This is a genomic window from Pseudomonas sp. MH9.2 (assembly GCF_034353875.1).
Lineage (GTDB): Bacteria > Pseudomonadota > Gammaproteobacteria > Pseudomonadales > Pseudomonadaceae > Aquipseudomonas.
On record NZ_CP133784.1, the window covers coordinates 3,274,569 to 3,295,620 of the forward strand.

Sequence of the window (21,052 nt, forward strand, 5' to 3'; positions counted from 1 at the left end):
CGCAATACGGCCAGCCCCATTTGTTGTTAACCCCTGTCGCCGCTATCATCGCCGCATCTTCTGAGGGACTTACTGATGCTCAATGGCCTATGGCTTGGCTTTTTTGTGGTGGCGGCGGTCTCGGCGCTGGCGCAGTGGCTGATTGGCGGGAATGCCGGGATCTTTGCAGCGATGGTGGAAAGCATTTTCGCCATGGCCAAGTTGTCGGTCGATGTGATGATCCTGCTGTTCGGTACCCTCACCCTCTGGTTAGGGTTTCTGCGCATTGCGGAGAAGGCCGGGATCGTCGATTGGCTGGCCAAGGTACTGGGTCCGTTGTTCCGCCATCTGATGCCTGACGTCCCGCCTGGTCATCCGGCGCTGGGGCTGATCACCCTCAACTTCGCTGCCAATGGCTTGGGTCTGGACAACGCCGCCACACCTATTGGTCTCAAGGCCATGCGTGCGCTGCAAGAGCTGAACCCCAGCAAGACCACGGCCAGTAACGCGCAGATTCTGTTTCTTGTGCTCAACGCTTCGTCCCTGACCCTGATGCCGGTGACGATCTTTATGTACCGGGCTCAGCAAGGCGCGGTGGATCCGACGCTGGTGTTCTTGCCGATTTTGCTGGCGACCAGCGCCTCCAGCCTGGTCGGATTGCTGTCGGTAGCGTTCATGCAACGCTTGCGGTTGTGGGACCCGGTGGTCCTGGCGTATTTGATTCCCGGTGCACTGCTGCTGGGCGGTTTCATGACGCTGCTCGCCGGGCTGTCGGCTACCGCGTTGGCAAGCCTGTCGTCGATCCTCGGTAATTTGACGTTGTTTGGCCTGATCATGGTGTTTCTGCTCATTGCCGCGTTCAAGAAAGTGAAGGTGTACGAGGCCTTTGTCGAGGGCGCGAAAGAAGGCTTCGATGTCGCCAAGAACCTACTGCCCTATTTGGTAGCGATGCTCTGCGCGGTCGGTGTATTGCGTGCGTCAGGTGCGCTGGATTTCGGCCTTGATGGCATTCGGCATCTGGTGCAATGGGCGGGGATAGACTCCCGCTTCGTCGATGCCCTGCCCACTGCAATGGTCAAACCGTTCTCTGGCAGCGCCGCACGGGCGATGCTGATCGAGACCATGCAGACTCAGGGCGTCGACAGCTTTCCGGCGCTGGTGGCCGCGACGATTCAGGGCAGCACTGAAACCACCTTCTACGTGCTGGCGGTCTACTTCGGGTCTGTCGGTATCCAGCGTGCGCGGCATGCGGTGGGTTGCGCACTGCTGGCGGAACTGGCCGGGGTCGTTGCGGCCATCCTCGTTTGCTACTGGTTCTTCGGCGCCATGGCGTAATGCTTTTGACCCTGCTCAAGGGTCCATTGCACCAGTTGCGCCGCTAGCGTATCGCTGGCCTGACTGAAACCCGCCACCACCGAAGGTACCTGTTTGTCAGTGACGGGTTGGTGTACGTCGAAACGGCGGCTGGCGACGATACGTTTGTCCTCACTGACCAGTCGCGCATCGAGACGGACGACCACGTCGATGACCTGTCCATGGTATTCGCTCTGGAACGCCTGTAGCTCGCCGCTCAGCTCAAAATCCGCCTGCAGGTTACTGTCATCGGTGCTGAGCGACTGCACGCGGCCATCGCGCGTAAAGGCGTCAAGCAGTCGGTTACGCAGTGCCACCGGGGCCGGATCGCTCCAGCGCGCGCCCTTGTAATTACTGATCAGATCCCCCTGAGGCACGACGGCGATTCGCGGGCTGTCCAGCGCCTCGCTAGCTCTGGGCCGGGCCACCCGTAGCGACCAGGCAAGCGGTGCTCCGTGGGCGGCTTGCGGTGCTGATTGCGACGTGGTCAATCGGTAGACATCGGACGGTTCAGCTTGTGGCAGGATCGAGCACGCGCTCGACAGCAACAATGCTCCGGCAACGGCGAAACGACCGAGTGAGTGATGGGCAAGCCTCATGGCTCGAACTCCTTGTTCTTGTCGCGGCCCAGAAGGTAACCGCTCGGATTGGCTTCCAGGCGGCGGGAAATTAACCGGAACGAGGTCAGCGTGTCGCGCAATTCGCGCACGGCCGGGCCTAGTTCGCTGAGTCCTTGCATGCCGCTGTCGAGCGAATCATGGTTATTTTTGAGCAGGTTGCTGATGGTCAGGCTGCTTTGCTCGATGGATTTCATCGCCTGTTCGGCGCTGTTGAACATCTGTTTGCCGTCATTGTTGAGCAAGCCGTTAGCGTTGCGCATCAACAAGGCGGTTTGCTCCAGCGTTGCACTCGCTTGCTTACCGACCTGCGCCAGTTGGTTGAGGGCCTGGCGTATATCGTCGCGCTGCTCGGCGATGACGCCGGTGGTTTGTTCCAGATGCTGGAGGGTCAGGCTGAGGCTTTTCGCGTTGTCGGGCGAGAACATCTGGTTGGCGTTGTGCAGCAATTCATTAACGCCGCTCATCAGGTCGCCGGTGTCGTTCAGCAGTCGGGCGATGGGCGAGGGCTTGGCGAAAATAACAGGAAGTTTACCGTCGACGCCCCGCAATACATGGCTTTCTGGCGTGCCGCCACTGAGCTGGATGATCGAGGTGCCCGTAATCCCGGTCAGGGCCAGTTTGGCTTGAGTGTCTTCCTTGATCGGGGTTTCGCCCGCGATACGGATCCGCGCCAGCACTCGCCGCGGATCCTCGGGGTCCAGGCGCAACTGCGCCACGTCGCCGACCTTGATTCCGCTGTATTGCACGCCACTGCCGTTCGACAGGCCCGTCACGGCCTCGTTGAACACAACCTCATACTCTTTGAACTCGGTGTCGACACTGGATTTTGCCAGCCACAGGCTGAACAGCAGCGCTGCGGCGACCACTATCACGGTGAATAAGCCAATCAGCACATGATGGGCACGGGTTTCCATCGTTAGACCTCGTTCTGCTGTGTGGCGGCTGAAAAGGCCGCTCGGCCGCGCGGGCCATGGAAGTATTCATGAATCCAGGCATCGTTCGTGGCGGCGACTTTATCGATCTGATCGACCACTAATACACGCTTTTGCGCCAGCACCGCGACCCGATCAGTGATGGTGTAGAGGGTGTCCAGATCGTGTGTGACTAGAAATACGCTCAGGCCCAGCGCATCACGCAGGGTCAGGATCAATTGATCGAACGAGGCGGCGCCAATCGGATCGAGACCCGCAGTCGGCTCGTCGAGAAACAAAATGTCCGGGTCCAGGGCCAGAGCCCTGGCCAGCGCGGCGCGTTTGATCATGCCGCCAGACAACGTCGCCGGGTATTTGTGTGCGGCCGACAACGGCAGTCCGGCCAGCGCCAGTTTCACGCTCGCCAAGTGTTCCGCGTCATTGCGGCTCAGACCTGCGTTCTCGATCAGCGGCAACGCGACGTTCTCGGTCACCGTCAATGAAGAAAACAACGCGCCTTTCTGGAACAGTACACCGGAGCGTCGCTCGACCAGGGAGCGGTCTTTATCTGACAGGTGTCGCAGGTCTTGGCCAAATACCCGAATCGTGCCTTCGTTCGGCCGCCGCAGTCCGACAATGCTGCGCAGCAATACGGACTTGCCACTGCCCGAGCCTCCGACCACGGCCAGAATTTCGCCCCGCCGCAAGTCCAGGTCGAGATTCTCATGCACGATCTGGCTACCGAATCGGTTGCACAGGCCGCGCACCTCAATCACCACTTCGTGCGGCGTACTTGGGGTCGGGCTTGCAACAGGGTTTGTCATTGGGGTCACCAGCCCATCTCCATGAAGAACAGCGCGGCCACGGCATCCAGCACGATGACCACAAAGATCGACTGCACCACGCTGGATGTGGTGTGAGCCCCGACTGATTCGGCACTGCCACTGACCTTGAAGCCTTCCAGGCACCCAATGGAGGCGATCAGGAAGGCAAAGAATGGCGCCTTGACCATACCCACCAGGAAGTGCCGAACGCTAATGTCCGATTGCAGTAGCGAGAGGAACATCGCTGGCGATATATCCAGCGACACTGCACACACCACGGCACCGCCGATAATCCCGGAGAGCATCGCGAGAAAGGTCAGGATCGGCAGCGAAACCAATAGTGCTAATACGCGAGGGACCACCAGCAGCTCGACAGGGCTCAGACCGAGGGTACGGATAGCGTCTATTTCCTCGTTGGCTTTCATCGAACCGATTTGCGCGGTGAAGGCACTGGCCGTTCGCCCGGCCATCAGGATCGCAGTCAACAACACGCCGAACTCACGCAGGAAAGAGAACGCCACCAGATCCACGGTAAAGATGCTGGCACCGAATTTTTGCAGTACCGTCGCGCCAAGGAACGCCACCACGGCGCCGACCAGGAAGGTCAGCAGCGCCACGATAGGCGCGGCATCAAGGCCGGTCTGCTCGATGTGCGAGATCACCGAGGTCATCCGCCAGCGTTTTGGGCGAAATGAATTCAGCACCAGTGTCTCTAGAACCAGGCCAACAAAACCAAGCAGTTGCAGGGTGTCCAGCCAAACCGCATCCACCGCCTTGCCGATGCGCATGAGTAACTGAATGCCCACCGCCTCTTCCGGCTCTTTGGCAGGTATACAAAAATCATGCATCGAGGACTGAATGGTTTGCAGCAAGGCGCGGCTGGCGGTTGGCAGTTCCGGGGCGTCCACGGCCAGTTGTCCCAGCCGGTCTGCGCCCAGCAACTCCACCAACAACGAAGCGCCTGCGGTATCGAGGGCGCTCAGCAGAGTCAGGTCGACGGGGGTCGTGGCGTCGTACTGCCCGAACAGCGCGCTCGTCTGCTGCTTGAGGTCGCGGTAATGTGCCAGCGTCCAGTCGCCCGAGATTCGCAGGCTCGGGGGGCTGCTCGACGTGTCAACGAGGGCGATGCCAGCCGAAGACGGCGCACTGCCGGCCAGAGAGGGTGTGGTCATAAGCTCCGAGCTTAGTAGGTTTGCCCTGGATTGGATTGCGCTGGATCATCGGCTGAGGGTTTTATACCCAGAGGGTCGCCAGCCGAGTGCGTGACAGGTGCCTGCTCGGTGTCTGTGACGAGAAACCGCAGCACACCGATCATCTGACCATCTTCAGTCAGCACCCTCACCTGCCAGCGCCCGGTGGGGTCGGCCGGGAAATTCTGTTTGCGGGTCCAGGCACGATAGCCTTCCTTGCGCCCACCGTGGATATCCAGGGCGATTCGATCGACCTCTTTACCGTTTTGTCGCCAGACATGGTAAATCCGTTCATCCAGCCCGCGCGGTGCATTGATTGCGGTGTAGGCATACAACCCACTGTTGCGTACCTGGCGGGCGCTGACCTCTTTCAGGCTTTCACCCGGCGTCCGGTTCTGGTTATCAAAATCAGTGCTGACCGCGACTTCAGTCAACCACAAGGTCGCCGGTGGTACCCACGAACGCAGAAACCAGCCAGCGCCGCCGATAACCAGCGTCACTGCCAGTAATAACACGCCGCGCCGCCAATGGTTGATCGGGAAGCTCGACACCAGGCTGGGAAATGACAGCAGCATGGCGATACCCAATGACAGCTTGTAACTCTCGGCGGTGGTCAGGTGCAGAATGATCGGTAACGCGGTGAGCAGCGCGGCGAATAAGGTCAGCGTGTGCAGCGCAAGAAACAACCAGCGCTTGGGCGCCAGCCATTTGTAATACAGCGGGTCAGTGATCGAAATCAGTGCCGCCGCGCCCAGTAGACTGGTGAACACCAGCTGGCCGCTGTTCCAGGTGGTGGTAATGAAGAAAAACGGCAATACGAAAAACAGACTTTCCTGGTGGATCATCTGAGTGCCATAGCGCAACAGCGGCGGCGGAATTTCGCGTTTGAAGATTTTAGTGAACAGCTGCATCACGCTGTTCTCGAACATCAGCCACAGCCAGCTGACCAGCATGATGACCGCAATCCAGGTGGCCAGAGCTTCTTGACGATCTACCAAAATGAAGCTGCTGATACCTGAAGCAAAACCGAAGAGCGCAATCAACCCTGGATAGCGCTTCATCAAATCCAGTATTCGCGTTACGTAATGGTTCCAGTCAGGCATTCGGCAGTTCACTGTGTATGTAGGAAAAATCCTCGACAGGATACCAATGCTGTTCGGTTAGCGGTCATCCCCGTGCAGGCTGTGTGAAAACTCCAGGCTCAATCCCCGTCAGCGAATTCATTCGCGAGCGCGGACCGCCCGGTATCGCCACAACAACAGCATCAGGGTAAACAAAACAAGGGTCCCCGCCACCATCTCATACAATCCGTTGTAACCCAGCAACGGTTTTTCCACGCGGACATAGCCCGGCTGCGCGAGCAATTGACGCATCGCCCGGTTGGCGGTATCGAGACTGACGGCCCTGATCTGCTTTGCTGGGTCTGTCAGGTGCCCATCCTCGTAGTCGTTCAACGATCCCCAATAGTAATCGGCCAGCGCGCTATTGCCCTGGGCAGCCCACGCCTGTTTGTCGATGGCAGCCTGTTGCAGGCGGGAGAAGGTCGCGGGGTCGAGCCCGTCTTTTTGCAGGTGCTCGCTCAATTCACGCATTACGCGTTCTGCCTGATCGACATCATCACGGCCAAGGTCCGCGTTCAGGCTGAGAAAACCGGTGTCGCCGAAGACTTCCCGTTCGCTCCAGGGTCCGTAAGAAAGGCTGTGCTCGAGCCGCAACTGGCGGTAGAGCGCCCAATCCAGATAGCTTTTGACCAGCTCCCAGGTCTCATCGTGCTGCTGTTCAAGCTGCGGCTCAGGGAAAAACCAGTGCAGACGCGCGCCCTCACCCACCCAGCCTTTTATCAGGCTGCGTTCGGTTTCTGCGGTATGGCTGATGTGCGCGAGCGGGATGTGTTCGCTCGGTTCGGCTGCGATGAGTTGGCCGTAGGTGCGCACCAGATAGGCCGGCAGGAGCCGGTCCAGATCGCCGACGATAATCAGCGTCATGTTGTTCGCGGCATACCAACTGTTGCGTATTTTCTCGACCTGCTTGAGGGTCAGCGACTCGACATCGGGTCGTTCGGCACATTTGAGGCCCAACTCGACCGCCAGTTGTTTACTGGCGTTGTGACCGAGGTCTTGATGATCGAGCCAGCGTTGCAGGTGCGAGTAATGGCCGCCGTCCTCGCGCTCGACGATACGTTTGGCGGTGTTCAGGGCATTTTCATCGATGCGACTGCGGGTCAATACGGCCATCAACAAATCAAGAACCTTACGCTGGTTTCTCGCGGGCGCTTCGATCACAAAGGTCGTGTCGGCACTGCTGGTGAAAGCGTTCCACTCACCGCCCAGCGCCTGCATGCGCTCCTCAAGCCCCCCTTCCCCTTGATCATCAATACCGCTGAACAAAAGATGCTCAAGCAGGTGCGGTAATTCCTTGTTGGCGCAATTGAAGTCATCGAAGCCAATACCGACGACCAGTCGAATAGCGACATGGCCTTTTTCATTGCCCGGCTTGAGCAGTAATTGCAGGCCATTGGGCAGGTCGTAGCCTTCGACTTGATAACGGTCGAAGGCTATTGACGGGCTGGCAGTCAGAAGCAGGCAAACAAACAGCAGACAACGCATAAAACGAGCTTCCTTGCGGGCCGATATGTTTAACAGACTTCAATGAGCCGAGGTCGTTCACATTGGTTGGTCGGGCAAGGGTTCGCTGGACAGTGCACCCGTTTCCGCGGTTTCGAGGACGGCATAGGCGCTGCTGCAGAACAGCGAGTTGAGCCGTTTCATGTCGCCAATCATCTCCAGGTGCAGCGAGCTGGTTTCGATACTTTGCACCACTTTGCGTTGTAAGCGACTGACGTGGGCATGTGCCAGACGTCGCTCCTGAGCGCGGAAGCGGCGCTTCTCACGCAATAATTGGCGGGCGCTTTCGGGGTCGGCGCTGACGAAGACTGACAGGCCAAGGCGCAAGTTCAACAGCAATTGACTGTGCAGCCCCGTCAGTTCTTCCAGGCCTACCTCGGAGAACGAGCGGCGTTGCGAGGTCTTCTGTTGCTGGACCTTGCGCAGCATGCGTTCGATCAGATCGCTGGCCAGCTTGAGGTTGATCGCCAGCTCGATAATTTCTGCCCAGCGTCGGCTGTCCTGCTCGCCCAGGTCTTCCCGAGGCATCTGCGCCAGATAGAGTTTGATCGCGTTGTACAGCGCTTCGGCATCGTCGTTGAGGCGCCGCATTTCCAGGGTGACCGCCGTTTGCGTACCGCGCAGCACCCCGTGCATGGCGTCGAGCATGCTTTCGACCAGATCGCCCAGGCGTAGGGTCTCGCGCACGGCATTGGTCAGCGCCAGGCTTGGCGTTGCCAACGCCGTGGCGTCCAGATGCCGGGGTTTTGCCACGCCGTTGGTGTCGGGGCGTTCAGGCAATAGCCACGTGCACACCCGGGCCATGGGGCTGACGCTGGGTAACATCAGCAGGCAGCGCAGGGTGTTGTAGGTCAGGTGGAAGCTGATCACCAGGCTCTGGGCGCTGAAGTTCAGCGTATCCATCCACTTCACCAGCGGGTCCAGTATGGGAATGATCAGCAGCAGGCCGATCAGCTTGTACAGCAAGCTGCCAAGCGCAACCTGGCGCCCGGCGACGTTTTGCATGCTGGTACTCAGGAATGCCAGCAGGCCGCTGCCGATATTTGCCCCGATCACCAAACCGATCGCGACTGGCAGGCTGATGATTTCCGCGCCAGCCAGGGTCGCAGTTAACAGCACGGCAGCAAGGCTGGAGTAGGAAATCAGCGCGAACATTGCCCCGATGAGGGCGTCGAGCAGGAGGTCTCCGGTCAATGAGGCGAACAGTACCTTCACGCCCGCTGCCTGGGTAATGGGCGACGCAGCCGTGACGATCAGTTGCAGGGCCAGAATGATCAGGCCAAGGCCGATACCCACCCGCCCGAGTTGCCCGGCTCGGGTTTGCTTGCGCGACAGAAAAAAGATCACGCCGAGGAAAATCAGCAGTGGCGACAACCAGGACAAATCGAGCGTCAGCACCCGCGCCATCAGCGCGGTGCCGACGTCCGCACCGAGCATGATTGCCAGTGCCGGGGTTAAGGCCATTAGCCCTTGGCCGACGAAGGAAGTGACAAGCATCGCCGTGGCGTTACTGCTTTGCACCAGCGCAGTGACGAGGATCCCGGCGACGAAAGCCAACGGGCGCCTGGACATGTTCTGGCTAAGTACGCGACGCAATTGGGAGCCGTATACGCGGAGGATGCCGGTACGGACGATGTGCGTGCCCCAGATCAGCAAGGCAACGGCAGAAAGCAAATTGAGCAGGGTTAGCATACAAAGGCCCCCTGAGGTCACCCAAGCCGGGTGAGGATTAAAAGTGCAGCGTGTAGCGAACGAAGCGATGTAACCGAAGCGTTTTAGCGCTCACCTAAGCTTTAGTCGGCTTATGGCCTTGGCGCCAGCATCGCATAGGCAATACGCGCCTTGAAACAAAACCGTCATAAATCAGTAGATTGAAAGTTCATAAAAAAACGGGGCACTCAATGCCCCGTTTGTTTTCAAGCGGTGCAGTTACTGACCAGGGATGTCCTTGCGCAGTTTGACCGGCTCGCTTTGTTTCTTCTTTTTCGCCATTTCGGTGCGCATCTTGATGTTGATGGCTTCTACCGCCAGCGAGAACGCCATGGCGAAATACACGTAGCCTTTAGGTACATGCACGCCGAACGATTCGGCAATCAGCACGGTACCGACCACCGTCAGGAAGGACAGCGCCAGCATCTTCAGTGATGGGTGCTTGTCTATGAAGTTACTGATGGCGCCTGCGCACGCCATCATCACCAGCACGGCGACGACGATGGCAGCAATCATGACGGGCACGTGAGAGACCATGCCGACCGCAGTGATCACCGAGTCCAGGGAGAACACGATGTCGATGATCGCGATCTGGATGATGGTGTAGAAGAACTGGCCGCCCTTGCCTTTGGGCTCGTCGACGACTTCGTCTTCACCTTCCAGGCCGTGGTAGATCTCTTGGGAGCTTTTCCACAGCAGGAACAGGCCACCGAAGAACAGGATCAGGTCACGGCCGGAAAAACCCTTGCCGAAGACCTCGAACAGATCTGCGGTAAGGCGCATGACCCAGGCAATCGACAGTAACAGCAGGATACGCGTGATCATGGCCAGCGCCAGGCCGAAAATTCGGGTGCGCGGCTGCATGGCTTTGGGCATGCGGCTGACCAGAATCGAGATCATGATGATGTTGTCGATGCCCAGGACGATCTCCAGGGCAGTCAGCGTGAAAAAGGCAACCCAGATTTCCGGGTTGGTCAGCCATTCCATAGGTATTCCTTTATGCGGTTAATACCCCTATGTTACCCCGCCTCACGGGCCAACCCCGGTGGTGAGGGGTAACAACGGGATGAATCGAGTGCGTTATAGACTGCTGAAGAGCGGGAAAATCCCCATCAGTAAGGCGGCAAACATTATGCACAGGCAGACCAGCACTGCCCACTTCAAGGTAAAGCGCTGATGGTCACCGAATTCGATGCCGGCCAGTGCCACTAACAAGTAGGTTGAAGGCACCAGCGGGCTGAGCAAATGCACGGGTTGGCCAACGATAGACGCACGGGCCATTTCCACTGGGCTAATGCCGTAATGGCTGGCTGCCTCAGCGAGAATCGGTAACACCCCGTAATAAAAAGCATCGTTTGACATGAAAAATGTGAACGGCATGCTGACCAGCGCGGTGATGACGGCCAGATAAGGGCCGAGGGCATCGGGGATGACGGCCAACAGGCTTTTGGACATGGCGTTGACCATGCCGGTGCCCGACAGAATACCGGTGAAGATGCCTGCCGCAAAAATCAGCCCAACCACCGCTAGAACGCTACCCGCGTGTGCGGCGATGCGGTCTTTCTGCGCTTGCAGGCAGGGGTAGTTGACGATCATGGCAATACTGAACGCGACCATGAACAACACAGGCAGGGGTAGCAGGCCGGCGATCAGGGCCGCCATCAGGGCCAGGGTCAGGGCGCCGTTGAACCAGATCAACTTGGGCCGGCGCGCTTCCGGGAACTGCGAAACGCTGATTTCGCTGTGGTCGACGTCATCGTCCGACAGGTGCAGTTCACCCAGGCGAGCGCGCTCGCGTTTACCGTAGGCATAAGCAATCAGCAGGATCGCCACCACACCTGCCAGCATGGCCGGGATCATTGGTACGAAGATATCCGAAGGGTCGACATGCAGCGCACTGGCAGCACGCGCGGTTGGGCCGCCCCACGGGGTCATGTTCATCACGCCGCCAGCCAGAATGATCAAGCCCGCCATGATGCGCGGGCTCATGCCCACGCGGGCGTACAGCGGCAGCATGGCGGCCACGCAGATCATGTATGTCGTCGCGCCATCACCGTCGAGGGACACCACCAGCGCCAGCACGGCGGTGCCCACCGAGACTTTGACCGGATCGCCCTTGACCAGTCTGAGGATCAGGCGCACTGCCGGGTCGAACAGGCCCGAGTCGATCATCAAGGCGAAATACAGGATGGCAAACATCAACATCACGCCGGTTGGCGCTAGCTTGGTGATGCCTTCGAGCATCATCGGGCCGATGCCGGTAGCGAAACCACCGAACAAGGCAAATGCGATAGGTACAAGGATCAGCGCAATCAGTGCTGACAGGCGTTTGCTCATGATCAGGTACATGAACGTGACGACCATGGCGAAGCCGAGGAAGGTCAACATAGAGATACTCCAGATGTAGCGCGACGTGAGGAAGGCGAACCGAGCGAATCAGCGCTGGGTGGGCGGCGCGTGGAGTACAAGGGGGAATGGTGCGAAGAGAGGGGTAGTAGAGGGCATGAGAATCACCATGGTTGTTAACGCTTATTGTTGTTTACTGGGCCGGGTGACGTTGAAAACGCATGCCCTGGCTGACCGGTCTGTTGCCGGTGGTGGTGCGATCCTAAAGGGGTAAGCTTTCAGCCAGCTTTCGTCGAACAAACATCTGACGCGTTGCCGTTTCGTTGAAGACGCAACCGTGGCGTGCCACAAGGGTTTCAATTTCATGTGATCTGAGAAGGAGCACGCTTGATGAGTCAGTCTCACACCGGTGGGTGCCATTGCGGCAGTCTGCGTTATCAGTTCAACGCCCCGCTGCAGGACATCGCCCACTGTCACTGTTCTATTTGCCGACGGGTTTCAGGTGGGCTGGTGACGACCTGGATTACGGTGCCGCTCACGTCGTTCGAGTGGCTGGTGGGCAGCCCGGCGTCTTACGACTCTGGTCCGACCTGTGTGCGTTATTTCTGCGCCAACTGCGGCGCACAGTTGGCGTTGTTCACCCGCAAAACGCCGGACAGCATGGACGTCACGGTCGCCACGCTGGATCACCCGGAGCAGGCCCCGGCAGCTCGGCATATCTGGACCGCCAATCGATTGCCGTGGTTGCATCTGGATGAGCATTTGCCCGAAGAGCGTGAGGAGTCGTTGTAGGTTTAACGCCTATGTTGCAGGACTAAGGCAGTTCCAGCCCACCTGCGGCCTTGTGCAACGTGCGCAGGTGGTCGCTGATCTGTTTGAGGTTGTCTTCGTTGGCGGCGATTTCTGCGGCGCGTTCGGGTTCAAGCAATGCGCGGACTTCTTTGTCCAGATCACCGGTCAAACGCTGCAATTGCTTCTGACGCTGGCTGCTTTCGTCTTCCAGGCGCTGCCATTCGCTGGCTTGGGGCAAGCCGTAGCCGCCGCTGTCGAGCAATTCTGCCGGGCGACTGAGGAAGCCGCTGCTGGCGAGAATTTCCCGCAAGGTGCCGGTCGCCTTGGAGACGCCGCCATCCTTCTGCTCCCTGGCACTGAGGTAGCGTTGCTTGACCTCCTCCTGGGCCAGTAACAGTTCTCGACGCAAGCTGGCTTGCTCCAGCAACAGCATCGCTGCGCTGGTGCGCAAATCGGCACTGGCAAACCACTCACGCCGCTCCTTGGAGGGCACCCCCAACCAGTCTTCTACCGTGGTCTGTTTGATCGGCAACTGTTTTTTGAGCACGTCGAACATCGCCTGATAGCGGTCGCGATAGGAATCGAAACGATACCCTAGGCGCAATGCCTCTCGCGGGTCTTTCAGTACGCTGGTGTCAGCCAATCCACGTGCATTGAGCACTTCCAGCAGCCCATTGGGGATAATGCTGTCCAGACCTTTGAGGCGTGGGTCATCGGTGCCACTGCGCAGCAGTTTCAGGGTTTCCACAGCGCAGTTGTTCGATATGAAGTAGTAGTTGCCGTCGTAACTCCAGTGCATCTCGGCCGCGTGCTCGACCAGGTCGTTGATTTGCGGCCGGGACAAATTCATCGGCACCGAGGCCAGGCTGCGCAGTTCGGTCTTGGTGTATTCGTCGATCACCTGGCCCAGCGGCAGGACGAACAAGCGCGACGGGTACACGCCGGTCAGACCGTCCCAACTGGAAAGCTGCACGTCGCCGACGAAGGCGCGGTAAGACAACACCAGGTGTTGATCCAGGTCCAGACGGCAATCCGGGCCACGAGGGCGTCCAGGTTTGCAGATCACCAGCCGCAACATGCTATGACCCCAGCGGCTGACCCAGTTCTGGTTGGCCTCGGCCAGCAGGTAGTCGACGGCGTACACACGCTCGGGGTCGATTGTGCCCAGAGGTTGACGGCCAAAGTCGCTGCCGGCGTTAAGGAACGGGAAGGACGTCCGGCACTCACTCCTGGCTGAGGGGGCCCAGTCGAAATGTTCTTTGTAGTACGCGTACAGCGCGGGACGACGGCAGGGGTAGTCCGGATCGAGGAGGAAATACTCCATGTTGACCGCGACGAACTCACGCGGGTTGCTGATTTCGTAGATGTCCGGACTACGGGCGACCTGGCGGTTGTGTTCCTCACGCTCGCCCCTGCGGCCGACGTATTGCTGCCAGCCGGCGAGGTCGAGCAGCCTCGGATCGTCGCTGAGGGTGAAGCGCCGGGCCGTTTGACCACGGCAGCGGTCGGGCAAACCAATCTTGCCCAGGCTATTGGCCTGACGCTGGCAATTGAGGATCAGCGAACGCTCGGCACCCGGCCATAGCGTGGCGCGATCATAGATATGGGTAAGTTCATGCAGCACAGTGGCGAGCATTTCCCGGCGCACGGTGCCGTGGGGGCGATTGGTTTTCTGGGTGGCCGCTGAGCCATCGGTCAGACCGGCCAGCAGATTGCTGTTCAAGTCGAGCTGATAGGGACCTGACGCTTGTCCGTATGCGTTGCTCGGCAGGTCTGCAGACCAACGAACGTCGATACGGCGGTCCAGTTGCTCGATAAAGCGCGGCGGCAAGGCCTGCAGGGCTTCATCGAGCAGTGTCTGGCTGGCTTGTTGCTGCGCCGGAGTGAGTCTGTCAGCGTTGAGCGACAGACTCAATGCGGCTGCGGCGCTGTTGCCGACCAGCAACAGCATTGAGGCCAGCAGCCAACCTGTGAGGCGCCTCACAGAGCAAGAATGGCTTCGGCCAGCGTTTGGTCACTGGCGTCTCGGGCTTCAGGCAGGCGAGCACGCAAGGTGTCGAACGCGGCCTCAAGCTGCACTCCGCGAATATCGCCTTTGCTGGCAACGTAGCTGGCAGCATCATCTTTGGCCTGGATCACGACTTTTGAGTCGCGGGTCGAGGTGGTGGTGTCAGAAGTGAAATCAATACTGCGGCCGAAGGCGCGGACGACAATGTTACTGGTTGCCTTCACAGTTTGAGCTTGAGCTACACCGGCCAACAACAAGAGGCCGAGGGCGGTAGCAATGAGCGGGGTACGCATGAAATGTCTCCGGAATACAAAAGATACAACATGATTATTGGACGAGGATTGCCTGCGCCAGTTCAAGATCACTGGCACGAAATTCTGGCTGGGTCTGACGGTGCTCTTCACGTAAAAAAGCCAACGCCGATTCAAGCTGTGCTCCTCGCAGTTGGCCATCACTGGCTATAAACGCTGCAGCATCATCCTGGGCGGCAAGTATCAGTTTATTGTCGAAGGGGGCGGAGGTCACTTTGCTGGTGACAAATCCGCTGGCGACCAGATTTTGTGTGGTCAGGTCAAACGCCTGGGCCTGGAGACTCCAAGTCAGGGCAACGAACAGAAGCAACAGAAAACGCATGGGTCGAAATAGCCAATAATTCGAGCGGCGAAGGCTAGCGTAATGCCCGGAGCAGAGCCAGCCCGACAGTTGCGGGCTAGCCGATTAGCCTCGAACGACGCTCGTTAGAGGGCCAGAATCGCTTGCGCCAGCTGAGTATCGGTGGCGCTGAGCTGAGGAGCCTGTTGGCGGATATGCGCCAGGGCGCCTTCCAGGTGTACACCACGGATGTCACCTTGGCTGGCGACAAAACTGGCCGCGTCGTCACGTGCCGCAAGAACGATTTTGTCATCCTTGAGCGACGACGAGACTTTGGACGTTGCATTGCTGGAGGCATCGAGCGCGCGGACTACAGCATCGGTGGTGACGACAAAACTCGAAGCGCTGGCGCCGGTAGCGACAGCCAGCAGGACTACAGCGCTAAGTAGGCGTAGGCGGGACATGATGAACTCCAATGACTGAAAGAGGTGAGCTAAGCACGCCCAAGCCTATCGCAGCGGCGCTGTACGCACCATCCTGCGTCAGCTCCAGTGCATAGTTAGCGACAATCGGCGCTTCTGTGGGGGTGTTATGTGGTTGAGAAGTAAGCAGAAAACAACTGTAGCGGTGGATTGAAGTGATTTGCAAACTGTACTTGTAGACTGTCTGGTCGTTCGTTTCTCAGCCTGATTCCGGATCTCTGAAATGACAAAACCCGTCGGCAGTTACCTGCGACGGGTCTTGTATGGAGCAATTCGGGTTGCTGGAGGGAGACCTATGGTCTGAGACCAGCGAGCGCTAGCTTAGCGCCAGAACGGCTTGCTCAACTCTTCGTAACGTTGCGATTCGCTAATCCCGGCGTCAGCCAGCAAACGTGCGTCCAGACGAGCCAGTTGGTGGCGGCTGGAGATGCGACGCTGCCAAAGCATCAGGTTGGCGAAAGCGCGAAGAGGCCATGCAGCTTTAGCGGTTGAAGCGGTATTTTCGTAGAACAGGTCGGAACTGAGTGTACGTTCCATGATGACTTCCTTCCGCTTGTGGCGGGTTTAGATAGTGGCTTGACTGGTGCCAATCTTCCTCCCTCTTGGCCAGTCCCTCCAGACACAGTTCACTTCAATTGTGCTGGTCCAGTTAACTGTTTATAGGGACTGTTTTGTTCGTATTTGGGGTAACTGTACTGGTCCGCACTTTAATGGCGCATTTTCGTGCTAATCAGGGGGTTTTTTCGATTTGAAAGCCTGGAAATGACCGGTACAGCAGTACAGTTTTCTGATTTAAGGGAAACATTGGGGTAGCTGACAGCACGAAAAAATCGTTGTCAGCTACCCACTCCAAAATCAGAGAGGCTGCATGCGCCCTGTTTCTTCCAGATTGATGTGCCAGCTGAGTGCTTCGCGCAGTACGTGTGGAGTGTGACCACCTATTTTGCAGGCTGCCGCGAAGTAGGCGTTGAGTGCTTCGCGATAATCCGGGTGCACACAGTTGTCGATAATCACCCGTGCGCGCTCCCGTGGTGCCAGGCCGCGCAAGTCAGCCAGGCCTTGCTCGGTCACCAGGATATCCACGTCATGTTCAGTGTGATCGACATGGCTGACCATCGGCACAACGCTGGAGATCGCACCGCCCTTGGCAATAGACTTGGTGACAAAAATCGCCAAGTGCGCGTTACGGGCAAAATCTCCCGAACCGCCAATGCCATTCATCATCCGCGTGCCGCAGACGTGGGTGGAGTTGACGTTGCCGTACAGGTCGAATTCCAGTGCGGTGTTGATGCCGATAATCCCCAGGCGGCGAATGACCTCAGGATGGTTTGAGATCTCCTGTGGACGCAGCACCAGCTGTGGCTTGTAGTGCTCCAGCTTGTTGAACACTTCGTCGTGCTTGGCGGCAGACAAGGTGATGGAGCTGCCAGATGCAAAGATCAGTTTGCCGGAGTCGAACAAGTCAAATGTCGAATCCTGAAGCACTTCGGAGTACATGGTCATGTCATGGAACGGTGAGTCCAGCAGACCGTGCATCACTGCGTTGGCGATGGTGCCAATGCCTGCCTGAAGTGGCATCAGGCTGTTGGTCAACCGATCTGCGCGCACTTCGCTTTTGAAAAACTCCACCAAGTGGCTGGCGATAGCCTGTGTTTCTTCGTCAGGTGGCAGGACTGTCGAGTGCGAGTCAGGTTGATTGCTGATCACAATGCCGATGATCTTCGCCGGGTCGATCTGCACGGCGTGGCTGCCGATGCGGCTGTCAGGCTTCAGTACCGGGATCGGCAGGCGGGTTGGACGGTAGCTTGGGATGTAGATGTCGTGCAGGCCTTCCAGCTCAAGTGGCTGAGCAAGGTTGATCTCGACGATCACTTCTTTGGCCAGAATGGCGAAGCTGGCTGAGTTGCCCACCGAAGTACTCAGGATCAGATGCCCTTCTTCGGTGATGGCCACGCATTCGATCACAGCCAGGTCAACGGCTTTGATCTGGCGGTTACGTAACTGCTCAACGGTGTCGGACAGATGCTGATCGATAAACATCACCGAGCCATCGTTGATTGCTTTGCGCAGGGTGCTGTCGACCTGAAACGGCATGCGACGGGACAGCACACCGGCTTCGGTCAATTGTTTATCGAGGTCATTGCCGAGGCTGGCGCCGGTCATCAGGCTGATTTTCAGCGGAGACACTTTGGCGCGCTCGGCCAGTGCCTGAGGCACAGCCTTGGCTTCGCCTGCACGGGTAAAGCCGCTCATACCGACGGTCATGCCGTCCTGGATCAGGGCTGCGGCATCTGCCGCGCTCATCACCTTGTTGAGCAGAGAAGGCAAGCGGATACGGTCACGGTACATGGATTTTCATCTCGGGCGGTGGAAGCAAGACCTGCAGTCTAGTGAGTTGAGCATTTTTCGTCCCGCTACCATGGTCGCATTCACGTGCTCTAATTATAGTGCGTGATGTAAAACACCGTTGTGACAGATGTAAAAATCCCCGGCGATTTCGGTGCCAGGGATTGTTTTGAAGCGTGCACTTGCAGCGTGCCAGTATCGAAGCGTTATTCGATGGCTTTGACCATGTCCTCAATCACTTTCTTGGCATCGCCGAACACCATCATGGTTTTGTCCAGGTAGAACAGTTCGTTGTCCAGGCCTGCATAGCCGCTGGCCATAGAGCGCTTGTTGACGATCACGGTCTTGGCTTTGTAAGCCTCAAGGATCGGCATCCCGGCAATTGGCGATTTAGGGTCATTCTTCGCTGCCGGGTTGACCACGTCGTTGGCGCCCAGCACCAGAACCACGTCAGCCTGGCCGAACTCGGAGTTGATGTCCTCCATCTCGAACACCTGGTCGTAAGGCACTTCTGCCTCGGCCAGCAGTACGTTCATGTGCCCCGGCATCCGCCCTGCAACCGGATGAATGGCGTACTTCACCGTGATGCCACGATGGGTGAGCTTCTCTGTGAGCTCCTTTAGTGCGTGTTGCGCCCGAGCCACTGCCAAGCCATAGCCTGGAACGATGATCACCGTGTCGGCGTTGCTCAGGAGGAAGGTGGCGTCATCTGCCGAACCGGATTTGACCGGCCGCGCTTCTTTGTCACCCGCTGGGCCCGCCGCGTCCGCATGACCGCCGAAGCCGCCGCCGATGACGTTGAAGAACGAGCGGTTCATCGCCTTGCACATGATGTACGAGAGGATTGCACCCGAAGAGCCCACCAGCGAACCGGCGATGATCAGCATCGAGTTGTTCAGCGAGAAACCGATCCCTGCCGCTGCCCAGCCCGAATAGCTGTTTAGCATCGACACCACGACCGGCATGTCTGCGCCGCCGATAGGGATGATCAGCAGCACGCCGAGAACGAACGCCAACGCCAGCATCAGGGCGAACGCATTCAGATTGCCGCTCACTATAAAGATGACGCCAAACGTCAGTGTCGCCAGGCCAATGGCCAGGTTAAGTTTATGCTGGCCGGCAAACTGTACGGGTGCGCCCTGGAACAGGCGGAATTTGTACTTGCCCGAGAGCTTGCCGAAAGCGATCACCGAACCGGAGAAGGTGATGGCGCCAATGGCGGCCCCGAGGAACAGTTCCAGACGGTTGCCCGCTGGAATGGCGTCACCCAGGTGCCGAACGATGCCCAGCGATTGCGGCTCGACGACGGCTGCGATGGCGATGAACACAGCTGCCAGGCCGATCATGCTGTGCATGAAGGCGACCAGTTCCGGCATCTTGGTCATTTCAACGCGCTTGGCCATGATCGAACCGGCCGTGCCGCCGACCAACAGGCCAAAGATGATGTAGCCAATGCCGGGGGCGGCCATCTCGGAGCCGAGTTTGTAGACCAGGCCAACGGTGGTGATCACTGCCAGCGCCATGCCGAGCATGCCGAACAGGTTGCCGCGTCGCGATGTGGTGGGGTGAGACAAGCCCTTGAGCGCCTGAATGAAGCAGATCGAGGCGATCAGGTACAGCGTAGTGACCAGATTCATGCTCATGGCTTCTGCACCTCAACCTTGGCTTTGGGTGCTTTCTTCTTGAACATTTCCAGCATGCGCCGGGTGACCAGGAAGCCACCGAACACATTCACGGCAGCCAGCATCACCGCCAGGGTGCCCATGGTCTTGCCCAGCGGCGTTACGGTCAGCGCGGCGGCCAACATGGCGCCGACGATGACAATGGCCGAGATGGCGTTAGTCACGGCCATCAGTGGCGTGTGCAGTGCAGGCGTTACGTTCCAGACCACGTGATAACCGACATAAATCGCCAGCACGAAGATGATCAGGTTGTAGATGCCAGGGGAGATCAGCTCTTCCATTATTTTTATCCTTAGCCGTTCTTGCGGATGACTTGGCCGTCGCGGCACATCAGGCACGCGGCGACGATGTCGTCTTCGAGATTGATCTGCAGCTGCCCTTCAGGGGTGAACAGCAGCTTCATGAAGTCCAACAGGTTGCGTGCGTAGAGCGCAGAGGCATCAGCCGCGACCATCGCAGGCAGGTTGGTATAGCCGACGATGGTCACGCCGTGTGCGCTGACTACTTGATCGGCCACGGTCAGTGGGCAGTTGCCGCCCTGAGCCGCCGCAAGATCAATGACGACCGAGCCTGGTTTCATCTGCGCGACGGTCTCGGCGCTGAGCAGCACAGGCGCCTTGCGACCCGGAATCAACGCGGTGGTGATCACGATGTCGGCCAGTTTGGCGCGCTCGTGGACCGCGACGGCCTGGCGTTGCATCCAGCTGGCCGGCATCGGCCGGGCGTAACCGCCGACGCCGACCGCGCATTCACGCTCTTCGTCAGTCTCGTAAGGCACGTCGACGAACTTGGCGCCGAGGGATTCGATTTGTTCCTTCACCGCAGGACGCACGTCGGATGCTTCGATCACCGCGCCCAGACGCTTGGCGGTGGCAATCGCCTGCAGCCCCGCTACACCGGCACCAAGGATCAGCACGCGGGCGGCCTTCACGGTACCTGCAGCAGTCATCAGCATCGGCATGAAGCGCGGATAGTGATGCGCGGCCACCAGCACGGCTTTATAGCCGGCGATGTTGGCTTGCGAGGACAGCACGTCGAGGCTTTGCGCGCGCGAGGTACGCGGCGCGGCTTCAAGGGCGAAGGCGGTAATGCCGCACTCTGCCATCTTGCCAATCGTTTCGTTGTTGAACGGATTGAGCATGCCCACGACGATCGTGCCGCTCTTGATGTGGGTCAGCTCGCTGTCGCTGGGTGCGACAACGTTGAGAATCAGCTCGGCACCGAAGGCATCCGTGGCGCTACCAATGGTGGCGCCCGCCGCTTCATAGGCACTGTCCGGAACACTGGCAGTGACGCCTGCGCCGCTTTGCACAGTGACCCGATGGCCTTGGCCGATCAGCTTCTTAATGGTTTCCGGGGTTGCGGCAACCCGCGTTTCACCCGCATGGGTTTCGAGAGGAATACCAATGTGCACGTTATATCTCCTGCGTAATCTTTTTATCTTGTTATCTATTTTAAATAGGCCAGCGCACTACGGATGGTGCTGCCGGGGCGTCAGATCAGCGCGATCCCGCCGTGAAAGGCGGGGGCGGCATTTTGCAGGCGAAGTTTGATCCCTTCAACAAGTTCTGAACTGTGACTGAATATTAACTAC

The 21,052-nt window shown here is 58.5% G+C and carries 20 protein-coding genes; 2 read left to right on the forward strand and 18 right to left on the reverse strand.

The window, feature by feature from the left end; genetic code table 11:
* The first annotated feature begins 75 nt into the window (after positions 1–75).
* Positions 76–1,314, forward strand: a complete 1,239-nt coding sequence (locus tag RHM55_RS15395) for a nucleoside recognition domain-containing protein (protein WP_322177198.1) — start codon at positions 76–78, stop codon at positions 1,312–1,314.
* On the opposite strand, the gene RHM55_RS15400 is transcribed toward RHM55_RS15395, so the two are convergent.
* The 9 genes from RHM55_RS15400 to RHM55_RS15440 all read right to left on the reverse strand — a co-directional run bounded on the left by RHM55_RS15400 (position 1,287) and on the right by RHM55_RS15440 (position 11,599).
* On the reverse strand, positions 1,287–1,931 hold the full coding sequence (locus tag RHM55_RS15400; RefSeq protein ID WP_322177199.1) for an ABC-type transport auxiliary lipoprotein family protein: 645 nt from the start codon (positions 1,929–1,931) through the stop codon (positions 1,287–1,289). The genes RHM55_RS15395 and RHM55_RS15400 overlap by 28 nt on opposite strands.
* On the reverse strand, positions 1,928–2,866 hold the full coding sequence (locus RHM55_RS15405) for an MlaD family protein (RefSeq protein ID WP_322177200.1): 939 nt from the start codon (positions 2,864–2,866) through the stop codon (positions 1,928–1,930). The genes RHM55_RS15400 and RHM55_RS15405 overlap by 4 nt, the downstream gene beginning before the upstream one ends.
* Before the next feature lie 2 nt (positions 2,867–2,868).
* A complete protein-coding gene (locus RHM55_RS15410; RefSeq protein WP_322182967.1) occupies positions 2,869–3,687 on the reverse strand; it encodes an ABC transporter ATP-binding protein in 819 nt (272 codons plus the stop codon).
* 5 nt (positions 3,688–3,692) lie between these two features.
* Complete coding sequence (locus tag RHM55_RS15415; RefSeq protein WP_322177201.1) at positions 3,693–4,859, reverse strand: ABC transporter permease; 1,167 nt, start codon at positions 4,857–4,859, stop codon at positions 3,693–3,695.
* An 11-nt stretch (positions 4,860–4,870) separates the two neighbouring features.
* Positions 4,871–5,980: a DUF5924 family protein gene (locus RHM55_RS15420; RefSeq protein ID WP_322177202.1), complete on the reverse strand. Its 1,110-nt coding sequence runs from the start codon at positions 5,978–5,980 to the stop codon at positions 4,871–4,873.
* A gap of 117 nt (positions 5,981–6,097) precedes the next feature.
* Complete coding sequence (locus RHM55_RS15425) at positions 6,098–7,483, reverse strand: M16 family metallopeptidase (protein ID WP_322177203.1); 1,386 nt, start codon at positions 7,481–7,483, stop codon at positions 6,098–6,100.
* A gap of 57 nt (positions 7,484–7,540) precedes the next feature.
* Positions 7,541–9,193 (reverse strand): Na/Pi cotransporter family protein, encoded by a 1,653-nt coding sequence (locus RHM55_RS15430; protein ID WP_322177204.1) that lies wholly within the window; start codon positions 9,191–9,193, stop codon positions 7,541–7,543.
* A 237-nt stretch (positions 9,194–9,430) separates the two neighbouring features.
* Positions 9,431–10,198, reverse strand: a complete 768-nt coding sequence (locus tag RHM55_RS15435) for a TerC family protein (protein WP_322177205.1) — start codon at positions 10,196–10,198, stop codon at positions 9,431–9,433.
* Positions 10,199–10,291: 93 nt separating this feature from the next.
* Positions 10,292–11,599, reverse strand: a complete 1,308-nt coding sequence (locus RHM55_RS15440) for a CitMHS family transporter (RefSeq protein WP_322177206.1) — start codon at positions 11,597–11,599, stop codon at positions 10,292–10,294.
* A 348-nt stretch (positions 11,600–11,947) separates the two neighbouring features.
* Between RHM55_RS15440 and RHM55_RS15445 the strand changes: the two genes are divergently transcribed.
* Positions 11,948–12,349: a GFA family protein gene (locus RHM55_RS15445; RefSeq protein WP_322177207.1), complete on the forward strand. Its 402-nt coding sequence runs from the start codon at positions 11,948–11,950 to the stop codon at positions 12,347–12,349.
* Between the two features lie 22 nt (positions 12,350–12,371).
* On the opposite strand, the gene RHM55_RS15450 is transcribed toward RHM55_RS15445, so the two are convergent.
* The 9 genes from RHM55_RS15450 to RHM55_RS15490 all read right to left on the reverse strand — a co-directional run bounded on the left by RHM55_RS15450 (position 12,372) and on the right by RHM55_RS15490 (position 20,872).
* Positions 12,372–14,333: a DUF4105 domain-containing protein gene (locus RHM55_RS15450; RefSeq protein ID WP_322177208.1), complete on the reverse strand. Its 1,962-nt coding sequence runs from the start codon at positions 14,331–14,333 to the stop codon at positions 12,372–12,374.
* On the reverse strand, positions 14,330–14,650 hold the full coding sequence (locus RHM55_RS15455; RefSeq protein WP_322177209.1) for a DUF2388 domain-containing protein: 321 nt from the start codon (positions 14,648–14,650) through the stop codon (positions 14,330–14,332). Before RHM55_RS15455 ends, RHM55_RS15450 begins: the two co-directional genes overlap by 4 nt.
* 34 nt (positions 14,651–14,684) lie before the next feature.
* Positions 14,685–14,990 (reverse strand): DUF2388 domain-containing protein, encoded by a 306-nt coding sequence (locus RHM55_RS15460; RefSeq protein WP_322177210.1) that lies wholly within the window; start codon positions 14,988–14,990, stop codon positions 14,685–14,687.
* Between the two features lie 104 nt (positions 14,991–15,094).
* Positions 15,095–15,412, reverse strand: coding sequence for a DUF2388 domain-containing protein (locus tag RHM55_RS15465; protein WP_322177211.1), 318 nt, complete (start codon positions 15,410–15,412; stop codon positions 15,095–15,097).
* 339 nt (positions 15,413–15,751) lie between these two features.
* Entirely contained in the window at positions 15,752–15,967 is a 216-nt protein-coding gene (locus tag RHM55_RS15470; RefSeq protein WP_219063263.1) for a DUF1127 domain-containing protein, read from the reverse strand.
* Positions 15,968–16,285: 318 nt separating this feature from the next.
* On the reverse strand, positions 16,286–17,779 hold the full coding sequence (locus tag RHM55_RS15475; protein ID WP_322177212.1) for an acetyl-CoA hydrolase/transferase family protein: 1,494 nt from the start codon (positions 17,777–17,779) through the stop codon (positions 16,286–16,288).
* A 203-nt stretch (positions 17,780–17,982) separates the two neighbouring features.
* A complete protein-coding gene (locus tag RHM55_RS15480; RefSeq protein WP_322177213.1) occupies positions 17,983–19,419 on the reverse strand; it encodes an NAD(P)(+) transhydrogenase (Re/Si-specific) subunit beta in 1,437 nt (478 codons plus the stop codon).
* Positions 19,416–19,739: an NAD(P) transhydrogenase subunit alpha gene (locus RHM55_RS15485; RefSeq protein ID WP_322177214.1), complete on the reverse strand. Its 324-nt coding sequence runs from the start codon at positions 19,737–19,739 to the stop codon at positions 19,416–19,418. Before RHM55_RS15485 ends, RHM55_RS15480 begins: the two co-directional genes overlap by 4 nt.
* 11 nt (positions 19,740–19,750) lie before the next feature.
* Positions 19,751–20,872 (reverse strand): Re/Si-specific NAD(P)(+) transhydrogenase subunit alpha, encoded by a 1,122-nt coding sequence (locus RHM55_RS15490; protein WP_322177215.1) that lies wholly within the window; start codon positions 20,870–20,872, stop codon positions 19,751–19,753.
* Positions 20,873–21,052 lie beyond the last annotated feature (180 nt).